Here is a 13106-nt window from a genome sequence, read left to right on the forward strand (position 1 = left end):
CGTAATAACGGCAGTATGTTTTTTAAGAATTGGGGGGTTATCTGCCTTCCTTCGTGCCGCCGATAGGCCCCGCCCGGGCAGGAAAAGTAACGCTCATTTCGTATATTAAGCTTCTCACCAAACCTTACTGCCATGTCTGATTCCACGGTCAATAGTCCGTACGTGCTGGCCAGAACGTTTGTGTTCCGGCGCTACGTTACTGCCCGCCACCACCTGGCCGGCCTGCGCCTGACAGCCGAAGCTATCCGCGAGGCACGCCAGCGCCGCCGCCAGGAGCGCCACGATGCGCGTATGCGTATTTTCTACAGTTGGTGCGAGACGTTCCGCGGGTTGGGCTTTATGTTTTAGCACGCTGTACTTACTGCTCCAGCCGCTGGATCATCGCCTTCATCTGGCTAATTTCCCGCTCCTGCGCCACAATGATGCTGTCGGCCAGCTGCCGTACTTCGGGGTCCTGAATAGTGGCCCGTTTACTGACCATAATGGCAATGGAGTGATGCGGAATCATGGCTTTCAGCCAGCTTGTGTCATGCACAAAAGTCTGTGAACGGACCATCAGCAACGCGGTAATAAACACAGAAATACTGCCCGCAATGATGAGCGCATTGTGCCGTTTATTGGTGTACATTTTCTGCATGAACAGCAGCATAACAAGCGCCATGGCTGTAATCATCAGCACGGTCATGTAGAAGCGCGTCAGGCTGAAATACACGTGGTCCAGCGCGTAGGTATTCAGATACATCACGCTATACATGACAACGAACGAGACGCCAAGCATTATGAAAAACCGGCGGTAGTGATGCTGTTCCATGAGGCAGGGAATTAAGGTGTGCAGTCGAATTGGCCTATACGATGCATTCTGCCTTATAGAAGTGCTGTGCCCATATTACATGCTTTTTTCGGCCGAATTCTGTACGTGGCCGCCGCTCCGGTTGCCGGAAACCAACAGCGCCACCGGGTGAGGGTGGCGCTGGAGAATTGCTGATTGTACGGTGAAAATTCAGGCCGTTATGGTGCCTTGTCTGCTTCTGGCAGGAGCCGGAAATACGTGGCCACAAACCGGTCGTTCACCACTTCGCCCTGCACCCGTGCCTGCCTGGTTTTCTGGCAGAAACCGTCCTCGGCGTGGGCGTCGCCGTGCGCGTCAATGTGGGTCCCGTCTACGAAGTAGGCTTTGCCGTTCAGACGCACCGCTAAGTCGCAGCTTTTGCCCGGCAGGCCCAGCCGGCACTGCCCGCAGGCGGCTTCCAGCACCTGCACCGGCCGGCGCTGGTCGGCAACGGCAACTTCCGGTTTAACGGTCGTCGATTGGGCCAGGGCCGGAGCAGCCGGGGCCACCCCCAGAAACAACAGAAACAGCAGGTTTTTCATCGGAAGCCGGGGTTGAGGCCGGTGCTAATAAGACGGATATACTGCGCCTGTCAGCGGCCCTGGCAAAGCGGTAAAGGTGCTCCAGACACGGGCGCTATGCGCCGCACGCTCAGCACAACGGTCGTTCTTCAGTTGCGCAACAACCCTAAAGGGCTACGGAAACTTGGGATACTTGTCGAAATCGGGCTGGCGCTTCTCTACGAAGGCATTGCGGCCTTCCTTTGCTTCCTCCGAGAGGTAGTAAAGCAGCGTGGCGTTGCCGGCCAGCTCCTGAATACCCGCCTGCCCGTCCAGCTCGGCGTTGAAGCTCGATTTGAGCATGCGCAGCGAAAGGGGGCTTTTCTGCAGGATTTTGTTGCACCATTCCACGGTCGTTTCCTCCAGCTTATCAAGCGGTACTACCTTGTTCACCAAGCCCATATCGAGGGCTTCCTGGGCGTCGTACTGGTCGCAGAGGAACCAGATTTCGCGGGCCTTCTTCTGGCCCACCACGCGCGCCAAGTACGAAGCACCGAAACCGCCGTCGAACGAGCCAACCTTTGGGCCGGTCTGGCCGAAGCGGGCGTTGTCGGCGGCAATGGTCAGGTCGCAGACGACGTGCAGCACATGGCCGCCCCCAATGGCCCAGCCGGCCACCATGGCAATTACGGGCTTGGGCAGCGAACGAATCAGCTTCTGTAAATCGAGCACGTTGAGGCGGGGCACGGCATCCTCGCCGATGTAGCCGCCGTGGCCGCGCACGCTCTGGTCGCCGCCCGAGCAGAAGGCCTTACCGCCCTCACCGCTGAACACGACCACGCCGATATCGGTCCGGTCGCGGCAGATGTGCATGGCCTGGATCATCTCATCCACTGTGAGTGGGGTGAAGGCATTGTGTACCTCAGGCCGGTTGATGCTGATTTTGGCGATACCGCCGTGCTGGGTGAACAGGATTTCCTTGAACTCCTTGATGGTAGTCCACTCGATTTTTTCTGACATAGTAAAAGAAGATTACCTCCGCGCACAGGTTTCCCAGTGGTGCGCAGAGCAGTTCTAAAGTGAAGTCCGGACGAAGGTACGGTACTGCTCAAAAAACTCGGCGTTGGTTTTCGAATCGGTGAAGACCTCAAGCAGGGCCGCGCCACCTTCCGGCGCAAAGAAAACCGGCAGGGCGGCTTCAAGTTCAGTGAAACTGGAAATTGGGAAGTAGCGCAGCCCGAAGTCGCGGGCCGTGTTGGCGGCCGTCAGCAGCTGGCGCGTCTCGAAGAACTCCTCCAGTTCGGGCTGCTGGCGCGGCCCGTCGATGATGCGGAAGATGCCGCCTGCGTGGTTGTTGAGCAGGATAACGCGCAGATTGGGCGTGGGATAGTTGTGCCAGAACGCGTTGCGGTCGTAGAAAAACGCCACGTCGCCGGTGAAAAGCACTACCGGCCGGGCCGGCTGGGCCAGCGCCGCGCCCACGGTCGTGCTCGTGCAGCCATCAATACCGCTGGTGCCGCGGTTCGCAAACACCTCGGCCCCGTGCCCGGCCGGCAACCCCAGAATGTTGGCGTAGCGCACGGCCATGCTGTTGGCCAGGTGCAGTGCAGCACCATCGGGCAACTGTTGCAGGGCCCTGGAGATGGTGGTGAACTCGTTAAAAGGCTGGTCAGCGCGCTGCATAAAGCCCGCGAGCAAGCCGGTAGCCCAGTTCTCGGCCGCCAGCCAGGGCCGCAGGTAGGCCGCTTTGGCCGTATCGGCCTCCGCCGGAGCCGACCAGTTCAGGCGGGGCCGCGGGGCTACGCGGGTCGCGTCGGGGGGTAGTACGTTGCGGCCCGGCTCGGTTGGCGCTGGAAGTGCAACGCTTTCTGTCAGACCATGAATATCTTCGTTTTCAGCGCTGAGTGCGGCAAAAAAATCGGCCGGCTCCATCCGGATAACCTGGGTGAGCGACTGGAAGGTATCGGCTACCGGACCGGCCTGCTGGATATGCCAGTGCTGGGCGGGGCGGTGCTGGCGCAGGTAAAGCTTAAGGGCCTTGGAAATAAGCGACTGGCCGAAGGTGATGAGCAGCTCGGGCCGCAGCGCGTCTTTCAGGCCGGGCTCGGGTACGGTCAGAAACACATCCTGGCGGCCTGTAAAGCGTGGGTGCTGGTTGTGGCCGGTGGCGGCGGGCTGGTGCAGGTTGGCAATCAGGTCGCCGACTACCGGCACCTGCCAGGCGGTGGCAAACTCGCGCAGCGCCAGCCGCAGCGGTACTTCGGCCGGGTGCTGGCCACTTACTACCAGCACCCGGGCCGTGTCGTGCAGGGTGTCGCGCAGCTCCCGAAGCGTGGCGGCTGGCAGCTGCGGCCGGCCGGGCAGCTCGCGCGTCACTTTCACCGGCCCAAACGCCAGCTCCTCATCCGGCTTGGGGTAAAATGGTTCGCGCAGCGGCACATTCAGCTGCACCGGCCCGGCCGGAAACTGCTGGGCCAGGTTTACGGCTTCGCTCACGAGGCGCGCCGCGTGCCACCCGGCATCGGGGTGGCTGGTGTCGGCAGGAAATGTAAATGAGCCCTTGGCATGTCGTCCGAACAGGTCGGTCTGGCGAATGGTCTGGCCGTCGAGCTGGTCAATCCACTCCGGCGGGCGGTCGGCCGTGAACACCACCAGCGGTATCTGTTGGAAAAACGCCTCGGCCACGGCCGGCGCGTAGTTGAGGCCGGCCGTACCCGAGGTACACACCAGCGCCACTGCCCGCCGCTGCGCCTGCGCCAGCCCCAGCCCGATAAAGGCCGCCGCCCGCTCGTCGGGTACCGTCCGCACCGTAATAGCAGGGTGGCGGGCGAAGGCAATGGTCAGCGGCGCACACCGGCTGCCCGGCGACAACACCACATCGGTAATGCCCAGCTGCGCACAGATTTCGGGGATATTATGAACTGCTTGCAGGCTATTGGACATGGATAGGTGAAAGAAGCGAGGGGTTAACTGTAAGGGCAAAAGTGGTTTTTATGCTGAGCGAAGGGGAGTCGAAGCATCTCTACCGCAATGGTAACCCTCTACTACTGCAACGAAGCGGTAGAGATGCTTCGGCAAGCTCAGCATGACAACCACTCAGGTCTGTAATCACTCCAGAACCGCCCCAATCGTGCGGAGTTTCATCTCGGTTTCCTGCCACTCTTTGGCTGGGTCGGAGTCGGGGGTGAGGCCGGTGCCGGCATAGAGCACGGCCTGGTCGGGGCGCAGCTGCAGGCAGCGCAGGTTTACGTAGAGGCGGGCGGCGCCGGGCTCGGGCAGGTTCACGGGGCCCAGAAAGCCGGCGTAATAGGCCCGGTCGTAGCCCTCGTGCTGCTTTATAAAATCCAGAGCCGCCTGCCGGGGCATGCCACTTACGGCCGAAGTGGGGTGCAGCAGCCGCAGCATATCGGTGCCCAGCGTGGCGAAGGGTACGTTGCGCAGGTCCACCGCAAAGTCGGTGCGCAGGTGCAGCACGTCGCCGGCGGCCACGGTGCGCGGGCCGGTTTCGTGGTACTCGCGCAGCCGTACCTGCTTGAAACAGTTCACGATGTAGCGGGCAACCAGCGCCTGCTCCTCAATTTCCTTTTGCCGCCAGATGGCCTCGCTCGGGGCGTGGCCCGGCAGCAGCGGCTGGGTGCCGGCCAGCGCCATCGTCCGGAACACCTGGTCTTCGCCCACCTCGGCCAGCACCTCGGGCGTGGCTCCCAGCCAGGTGCCGGCCCCCGGCGCACTCACCAACGACACAAAGGCCGTAGGGTAGCGCCCCTGCAGCTCCTCGAATGCCTGCAGCGCATCAAAGTCTGCCGGCAGCGCCCGATGCACCGCCCGGCTCGATACCACTTTCTGCACCGTGCCGGCCCGCATGGCCTCCATTCCGGCCCGCACCAGCGCCTCGTACTCGGGCCGGGTGGCGGGCCGCGGCGCGTGCCGGGGCCGCACGTGCCAGGCCAGCGAGTCAGGGTCGGCCAGCGCGGCAAACTGCTGGCGCAGCTGGGGCAGCCGGCTGACGGCCGCCGCGCTCAGGCGCACCTCATCGGGTCGGGCCAGGTCAAAATACAGGTCGGCCGGCAAAAACAGCGGCGGGTTGTGGTCGGAATCCTGGAAGGGGAAGAACGCAAAGCCGGCCGGGGCACTGGCCTCCAGCGCGGGCGGCAGGCCCACGTAGGCCGCTTCCACCCGCAAACTCAGGCACAGTCGGGCGGCGGCCTCGCCGGGCAGCCGCCACAGTGCCACCGGCCGGCCGCTGCTTAACGCCAGTGCCACCAGCCGCCGTAGCCGCTGGGCCGGCGGCAAATCAGGGTTCCAGGCAACGGATTGGAGCATAATAAGGGCTTGGGAGGCTTACGGCGGAAGAACGTAGGAACCGGGAAACGGGAGAAAAGATGTGACGAGCAAAAAAGAACGTCATGCTGAAAAGAGAATGTAATGCTTCGACTGCGCGGACGCCAGATGAAGCATGACGTCCTAATTGATTCCTGGCACTTCCTAAACAGCTTCAAAGCATGAGTTACCCTTCCTCACTTCTCACGCTACCAAATACTTCCTACTAAACATCAATAACCGCCATAGTGATGCGGCTGATGCAGACCAGGGCGCCGGTTTCTTCGTGGGTGATGCGGATTTCCCAGACCTGCGTGCGGCGGCCGACGTGCAGGGCCGTGGCCCGCCCGATAACGTGGCCGTCGCGCACACCTTTAATGTGGTTGGCGTTGATTTCGAGGCCCACGCAGGCTTGTTTGGTGGGGTCGGCCAGGCGGGTGTGGGCCGCTATGCTGCCCAGTGTTTCGGCCAGCGCCACCGAAGCGCCGCCGTGCAGCAGGCCCATGGGCTGGTGGGTACGCCCATCAACGGGCATGCGGCCTTCGAGGTAGTCGGCCGTGAGGGCCGTGAGTTCGATGCCCAGCGCATCGGCCAGGGTGGGGCGGGTGCTGACCCAGTGCTTGAGTTGGTCGATTGTCATGAGCAGAGCAGGGGAGAGGAAAAGCGCTGGTTGAACAGACCTGAATGGCTGCCGGCCGGCAACAAAAAACGCCCGAAAACTTGCAGCTTGCGGCCTGAAGCTTGTAGCTTTAGAAGTGCTTCAAGCGTAAACCGCAAAACTAGGGGTAAAGTGAGCGTCAAAAAAATATACCTGATTCGCCACGGGCAAACCGACTTCAACGTGCGCGGCATCGTGCAGGGCAGCGGCATCGATTCGTCGCTCAACGAGGCCGGCCGGCGGCAGGCAGCGCGCTTTTTCGCCGCCTACAGCCACGTGCCCTTCGACAAGGTATACACCTCGCTGCTGCGCCGCACCCACGAGTCGGTGGCCGGTTTCCTGGATCTGGGCCTGCCCCACGAAGCCCACGGCGGCCTGAACGAAATCGGCTGGGGCACCCGCGAGGGCACCCGCATCACGCCCGAAGAAGACGAGGAGTACCACCGCGTGCTACAGGACTGGCACGCTGGCCGCACCAGCTCGGCCCTCGAAGGCGGCGAAAGCCCCGAGCAGGTAGCGGCCCGCCAGCGCCCGTTTATCGAGCTGCTGAAAAGCCGGCCCCGCGAGCAGACGGTGCTCGTGTGCATGCACGGCCGGGCCATGCGGGTGCTGCTGTGCCAGCTGCTGCACTACCCGCTCAGCCAGATGAAAAACTTCGAGCACCACAACCTGGGCCTCTACGAGCTGGAATTCACCGGCTCGCTGTTCACGGTGCGCAATTTTCTGGACACAAGGCATTTGCAGGATGTCAAATGAGAACGGCTAGGACCATCCTAATCGGGCTGCTAGTAAGCATCGTTGGTGCTTTCGCAGCTCATACTGCCACTGCTAATCCAACCCGCGTTTGGAACGGTGCAGAACCAGACACTATTCGTGGATTCGGCTGTTGTCCAGCGTATTGCTATCGGCTAGTTGAGCCTGCCCCCGTTCCACTCGTCGTTCATCACCGGGAGTTAGCAGGCCGGGTATTTGTGGAGTTCGTGGTTGATTCGCTGCTCAACAAAAAGGAGTTTACGATTGCCTGCGCCCGGCTAACCTGGCGCAAAACAGGTAAAAAGTACGCTCTCGATTGCCAGCAACTGAGCGCGGCCCAACGGCAGGAGTTGCTGGCACTGGTGGTTCCCTTGCTACAGTCTTTGCGTTTTGTGCCCGACCGCGCCGACCGCCGGGGCTGCGGGCAGGAGCGGTGGGCGATGCCGGTAACTTTCCGCTGACCGTGGAGTACGCCTTTATGGGATATGCACTTGTCAGCTGGGCCGTAAAACTGCGGCCGGCGAAAATTCGCCCTTTCACTGGTCAATCATGGCAAACTGCTTTCGTTTGCTCCCCCGAATTTTCGGGCTAATTTTGACCCTATTCAATCCAACGACGACGACGCAGATGGCCGAACTCATAAAAATGCCCAAGATGAGCGACACGATGACCGAAGGGGTTATTGCGGCGTGGCTCAAGAAAGTAGGCGATAAAGTAAAATCCGGCGACGTGCTGGCCGAGGTCGAAACCGACAAGGCCACCATGGAGCTCGAAAACTACGAGGACGGCACGCTGCTCTACATCGGCCCCAAGGAAGGTGAGGCGGTGGTAGTAAATGGGCTACTGGCTATTGTAGGCAAGGAAGGCGAGGACATTGCTTCCCTGCTGAAAGACGCCCAGGCCGAAACTGCCCAGCTCGCTACCGGCGAAACGGAAGAGGCTCCGGCTGCCGAAGCCCCGGCCGCTGCCCCCGAGGCTCCCAAGGCTGCTGCGCCGGCTCCGGCTGCACCTGAGCCTGCCAAGGCGGAGGCTCCCAAGCCCGCGGCTCCGGCCGGCAACGGCAAAAAGGCAACGGTCATCCGGATGCCCAAGATGAGCGACACCATGACCGAGGGCACCATTGCCGCCTGGCTGAAAAAGGTGGGCGATAAGGTGAAGTCGGGTGATATTCTGGCCGAAGTGGAAACCGATAAGGCCACCATGGAACTGGACAACTACGAAGACGGCACGCTGCTTTACATTGGTCCCAAGGAAGGGGAAGCGGTGCCCGTAGATGGCGTATTGGCCATTATCGGCGAAGAAGGTGCCGACGTGCAGGCCATGCTCGGCGGCCAGTCGGGCGGTGCTTCCGACGCAGCTCCGGCTCCGGCTGCTGCCGCCGAAGTTGTTGCTCCCGCCTCCGCTTCCACCTCGGCTCCGGCCCCGGTAGCCGAAGCCGCGCCTGCCGCCACCGGTGGCCGCATCTTCGCCTCGCCGCTGGCTAAAAGCATTGCCAAGGATAAAGGCATCGACCTGAACACCATTAAAGGCTCGGGCGAAAACGGCCGCATCGTGTCGCGCGACCTGGAAGACGTAGCAGCTTCGGCCGCGCCCGCCCAGGCTGCTGCGCCCGCTGCGGCCCCGGCTGCTCAGCCCGCCGCAGCTCCGGCTCCGGTGGCTGCCCAGCCGGCTCCGGCTCCGGCCGCTGCGCCTGCCGCCCCAGTCGCCCAGCCCGCCGACGGCACCTATACCGACACGCCGGTGTCGCAGATGCGCAAGGTAATTGCCCGCCGCCTCTCCGAAAGCCTGTTTACGGCCCCGCATTTCTATCTGACGATGGAAATTCTGATGGACCGGGCCATGGAGGTGCGCACCCAGCTCAACGAACTCTCGCCCGTTAAGCTCAGCTTCAACGACCTCGTGATTAAGGCCGCGGCCGTAGCACTACGCCATCATCCGGCCGTAAATTCCTCGTGGCTGGGCGACCGAATCCGTCAGAACCACGTCATCAACATTGGGGTGGCCGTGGCCGTGGATGAGGGCCTGCTGGTGCCGGTGGTGCGCAACGCCGACGGCAAAGGCATGTCGCAGATTGCCACCGAGGTGAAAGAGCTGGCCGGTAAGGCCAAGAGCAAGAAGCTGCAGCCCGCCGAGTGGGAGGGCAGCACCTTCACCATCTCCAACCTAGGTATGTTCGGCATCGACGAGTTCACCGCCATCATCAACCCGCCGGATGCCTGCATCCTGGCCGTGGGCGGCATCAAGCAGACGGCCGTGGTGAAAAACGGTGAGCTGGCCGTGGGCAACATCATGAAGGTAACGCTGAGCTGCGACCACCGCGTGGTGGACGGTGCTACCGGCGCGGCCTTCCTGCAAACGCTCAAGAGCTTGCTCGAAGACCCGCTGCGCATGCTGATTTAACTCGGCCCATTTGTTATAAAGGAAAGCCAGTCCCACCCGGGGCTGGCTTTTTTGTTGGCCTTTGCTAAGCTGCTTCGGGATGGAAGGGGCCACACGGGCTTGTGCGGATTTGGTAATGCTGCGGCTTCCAGAGGCCAGGGCCGAAGTCCGGGTCGCTGTCTGGCCTGCTGACCGGGCCGGCTGCTGTTGCCAGCTATACAGTGGTAATTTGCTATCGAAACATATTGATTACATATAAAAATAACTATACTTACAGCCAGTGGGCGTTGCCTCGGCGGCACCCGATTTCACACCGGTCAATCCAGTATACCTATGAAAAAGACTTTACTGACAATTGCACTGGGCGTGGCCACCGCCACCGCCTACGGACAGGGTCAGAGCATTTCGGGCCAGGTGCTCGACGGTGCCGGCAAACCCGTTATTGGGGCTACGGTGGTGGAAAAAGGCACCAACAACGGCACGGCCACCGACAACGACGGCCGCTTCGTGCTGAAGGCCCGCACGGCTTCGCCCCGCCTGCAAATTAGCTCTATCGGCTACGGGGCGCAGGAGGTAGCCGGCAGTGGGGAGGTGAGCGTGCGCCTGGCCGATGCCACCAACAGCCTCGGCGACGTGCAGGTAGTAGGCTCGCGCAGCCAGAACCGCTCCATCACCGACTCGCCTTCGCCGGTCGATATCATCGATTTGCGCGAGGTGACCACCAAAACCGGCCAGCTCGACGTGAACCAGCTGCTGCAATTCGTGGCGCCTTCGTTCAACTCCAACCGCCAGACCGGCTCCGACGGCGCCGACCACGTGGACCCGGCCTCGTTGCGCGGCCTTGGGCCCGACCAGACGCTGGTGCTCGTGAACGGCAAGCGCCAGCACCAATCGGCGCTGGTGAACCTGTTCGGCTCGCGGGGGCGCGGCAACACGGGCACCGACCTGAACGTGATTCCGGCCGCCAGCATCGAGCGGATTGAGATTCTGCGCGACGGCGCGGCGGCCCAGTACGGCTCCGATGCCATTGCGGGCGTTATCAACATCGTGCTCAAAAGCTCGGTGAAGGAGCTGACGGCCAGCGTGAACTACGGGGCCTACGACGCCCAATACCGCCGCGACGACCAGAAATTCGACGGCGGCAACTTCAACGCCAACCTCAACTACGGCCTCGGGCTGGGCGAGAAGGGCAGCTTCATCAACACCACGGTTGATTTCAACCAGCGCCAGCACACCCAGCGCGCGGCCGTGCCGGCCCCCGATGGCCTGGCCCGCCGCGAGTATGGCGACCCTAAAGTGTCGAACCTCTCGGGCTACCTCAACTCCAAGTTCGCTCTCACCGACCAGACCCATATTTATGTGTTTGGCGGGGCCAACAAGCGCCGGGGCGACGCCTACGCCTGGACCCGCTTCCCCGACGATGACCGGAACGTGCCCGCCATTTACCCCAACGGCTTCGACCCCATCATCACCAGCGACATTATTGATGTGTCGGCCGTGGCAGGCGTGCGCACCAAGCTCGGCGGCTGGGACCTGGACCTGAGCAACAACTTCGGCTCCAACCGCTTCGATTACGGCGTGGAAAACTCGCTCAACGCCTCGCTGGGAGCCAGTTCGCCCACTACCTTCGATGCCGGCGGCTTCCAGCTGCAGCAGAACGTGGTGAACCTGGGCCTGACGCGCAACTACGGCGCCGTGCTGAGCAGCCTGAACGTGGCTGCCGGGGCCGAGTTCCGGCGCGAATGGTACGCGCTTTTCGCGGGCGAGGAAGCCTCGTACCGCAACTACGACCCGGCCGGCACGCCCGATGAGGAGCGCAACGCCAGCGGCTCGCAGGGCTTTCCGGGGTTCCAGCCCACCGACGCCATCAAGGCCGACCGCGACAACGTGGGCGTGTACGCCGATGCCGAATTGAACGTAACGCTGCGCTGGCTGCTGGCCGGCGCCCTGCGCTACGAGCACTACACCGACTTCGGCAGCACGCTCAACTACAAGGCCTCGACCCGCTATAAACTGACCGAGTTTCTGACCCTGCGCGGCACTTACAGCACCGGTTTCCGGGCCCCGTCGTTGGCCCAGATCAACTTCAACTCCACCTTCACCAACTTCATCCAGGGCCAGGCGGTGGAAGTGCTGCTGGCACGCAACAACAGCGCCTTAACCCAGAAACTGGGCATCCCGGCTCTCAGGCAGGAAACCTCCAACAGCGCCAACGTGGGCCTCACCAGCCGCATCGGCTCGGCGCTGAGTTTGACGCTCGACGGCTACTACATCAAGGTAAAAGACCGCGTGGTGCTCACCAGCCAGTTCGGCAACGACGACCCGGTTATCGGGCCCGACCTAGTGGCCTTGAACGTGGGGCAGGCGCAGTTCTTTGCCAACGCCGCCGACACCCGCTCACTGGGCCTCGATGTGGTGCTCAACCACACGGCCCAGCTGGGCACGGCCGGCCGCCTCAACTCCACGCTGGCCGCCAACTTCAACCAGCTGAAAATCGACCGGGTGCAGACTTCGGGCCGGCTGGCGGGCCGTGAGGACGATTTCTTCGGACCCCGCGAGCAGGCCTTCGTGAAGGCGTCGGCCCCGCCGTCGAAAATCAACCTCACCTTCGACTACCAGGTGGCCCGGTTCGGGACGCTGGTGCGGTTCGTGCGCTTTGCCGGCGTGGATTTGATTGACTGGGACGGCAACCCGATGAACTACGACGCCCGCATGACGACTGACGTGACGCTGAGCTACGCCCTGACCAACCAGCTGCAGCTGATTGCGGGCAGCACCAACCTGTTCAACCGCTACCCCACGCTCTTCAATCCGCAGCTCACCGAAACCGGCGGTGCCTGGGACCCGGTGCAGATGGGCGCGAACGGGCGGTTTTACTTTGCTAAATTGCAGGCCCGATTCTAAGCAGCGGTCAGCTGTGCCTAAGCTGTCATCCTGACGAAGGAAGGACCTTATCCTGCGGGAACTGCCAGCGCACCAGCGTGGCAGCCAACCGGGGTAAGGTCCTTCCTTCGTCAGGATGACAGGCTTTTCCCCGACAACTGACAACTCCCAACTGACAACTATCCAATGAAAATCCGCTCTACTACCGTCCTCGGCGTCCGTCATAACGGCCAGGTGGCCCTCGGGGCCGATGGCCAGGCTACCATGGACAAGCACGTAGCCAAAAGCAACGTCCGCAAAGTCCGCAAGCTCCACGAGGGCAAAGTGGTTACCGGCTTTGCCGGCTCCACGGCCGATGCGTTTATGCTGCTCGACAAGTTCGAGGAGAAGCTGGGGGGCTACAACGGCCAGCTGCGCCGCGCGGCCATCGAGCTGGCCAAGGAGTGGCGCAAAGACCAATACCTGCGCAAGCTCGAAGCCATGATGGTGGTTTGCGACAAGGACGAACTGCTCATCATTGCCGGCACCGGCGACGTGCTGGAGCCCGACAACGACGTGGCCGCCATCGGCTCGGGCTCGATGTACGCCCAGGCCGCCGCCCTGGCCCTGAAAAAGCACGCCCCCCACCTCACGGCTCGTCAGATGGTGGAAGAAGCCCTGCACATCGCCGCCGACATCTGCATCTACACCAACCACAACCTCATGATTGAGGAACCGGTATAGCTGTTTTGAGCTGCAAGCCTCAAGCTACAAGCTGCAAGCTTTCAGTTAGGACTATTTAAAT

12 protein-coding genes are annotated in these 13106 nt (G+C 62.1%); 6 read left to right on the top strand and 6 right to left on the bottom strand.

The genetic code is table 11. The features are described 5' to 3' along the window. The first annotated feature begins 132 nt into the window (after positions 1 to 132). Positions 133 to 348 carry a hypothetical protein gene (locus HW554_RS16255; RefSeq protein ID WP_176909637.1) on the top strand — a complete coding sequence of 72 codons (216 nt, stop codon included), beginning with the start codon at positions 133 to 135 and terminating at the stop codon, positions 346 to 348. Positions 349 to 358: 10 nt separating this feature from the next. Here the strand turns inward: HW554_RS16255 and HW554_RS16260 are convergent, their stop codons facing one another. The 6 genes from HW554_RS16260 to HW554_RS16285 all read right to left on the bottom strand — a co-directional run bounded on the left by HW554_RS16260 (position 359) and on the right by HW554_RS16285 (position 6289). Further along, a complete protein-coding gene (locus HW554_RS16260) occupies positions 359 to 811 on the bottom strand; it encodes a DUF305 domain-containing protein (RefSeq protein WP_176909638.1) in 453 nt (150 codons plus the stop codon). 197 nt (positions 812 to 1008) lie between these two features. Next, on the bottom strand, positions 1009 to 1371 hold the full coding sequence (locus HW554_RS16265; RefSeq protein WP_218134749.1) for a DUF6370 family protein: 363 nt from the start codon (positions 1369 to 1371) through the stop codon (positions 1009 to 1011). A gap of 153 nt (positions 1372 to 1524) precedes the next feature. After that, entirely contained in the window at positions 1525 to 2349 is an 825-nt protein-coding gene (gene menB, locus HW554_RS16270) for a 1,4-dihydroxy-2-naphthoyl-CoA synthase (RefSeq protein ID WP_176899792.1), read from the bottom strand. Between the two features lie 54 nt (positions 2350 to 2403). Continuing rightward, the gene (gene menD, locus HW554_RS16275; protein WP_176909639.1) at positions 2404 to 4272 is read right to left on the bottom strand and encodes a 2-succinyl-5-enolpyruvyl-6-hydroxy-3-cyclohexene-1-carboxylic-acid synthase; all 1869 of its coding nucleotides are present in this window, start codon (positions 4270 to 4272) and stop codon (positions 2404 to 2406) included. Between the two features lie 165 nt (positions 4273 to 4437). Beyond that, the gene (locus HW554_RS16280) at positions 4438 to 5652 is read right to left on the bottom strand and encodes a chorismate-binding protein (RefSeq protein ID WP_176909640.1); all 1215 of its coding nucleotides are present in this window, start codon (positions 5650 to 5652) and stop codon (positions 4438 to 4440) included. Positions 5653 to 5875: 223 nt separating this feature from the next. Then, positions 5876 to 6289 carry a hotdog fold thioesterase gene (locus HW554_RS16285; RefSeq protein ID WP_176909641.1) on the bottom strand — a complete coding sequence of 138 codons (414 nt, stop codon included), beginning with the start codon at positions 6287 to 6289 and terminating at the stop codon, positions 5876 to 5878. Positions 6290 to 6439: 150 nt separating this feature from the next. Here HW554_RS16285 and HW554_RS16290 point away from each other — a divergent pair, with 150 nt between their 5' ends. The 5 genes from HW554_RS16290 to hslV all read left to right on the top strand — a co-directional run bounded on the left by HW554_RS16290 (position 6440) and on the right by hslV (position 13045). Continuing rightward, entirely contained in the window at positions 6440 to 7063 is a 624-nt protein-coding gene (locus HW554_RS16290) for a histidine phosphatase family protein (RefSeq protein ID WP_176909642.1), read from the top strand. Between the two features lie 215 nt (positions 7064 to 7278). Beyond that, positions 7279 to 7521, top strand: a complete 243-nt coding sequence (locus HW554_RS16295) for a hypothetical protein (protein ID WP_176909643.1) — start codon at positions 7279 to 7281, stop codon at positions 7519 to 7521. Between the two features lie 166 nt (positions 7522 to 7687). Beyond that, complete coding sequence (locus HW554_RS16300) at positions 7688 to 9460, top strand: pyruvate dehydrogenase complex dihydrolipoamide acetyltransferase (RefSeq protein ID WP_176909644.1); 1773 nt, start codon at positions 7688 to 7690, stop codon at positions 9458 to 9460. Positions 9461 to 9772: 312 nt separating this feature from the next. Continuing rightward, positions 9773 to 12343 (top strand): TonB-dependent receptor, encoded by a 2571-nt coding sequence (locus HW554_RS16305; protein ID WP_176909645.1) that lies wholly within the window; start codon positions 9773 to 9775, stop codon positions 12341 to 12343. 165 nt (positions 12344 to 12508) lie between these two features. Next, positions 12509 to 13045 (top strand): ATP-dependent protease subunit HslV, encoded by a 537-nt coding sequence (gene hslV, locus HW554_RS16310; RefSeq protein ID WP_176909646.1) that lies wholly within the window; start codon positions 12509 to 12511, stop codon positions 13043 to 13045. The last annotated feature ends 61 nt before the right edge of the window (positions 13046 to 13106 follow it).

It is taken from the genome of Hymenobacter lapidiphilus, from assembly GCF_013377885.1.
GTDB classification, from domain to species: domain Bacteria; phylum Bacteroidota; class Bacteroidia; order Cytophagales; family Hymenobacteraceae; genus Hymenobacter; species Hymenobacter lapidiphilus.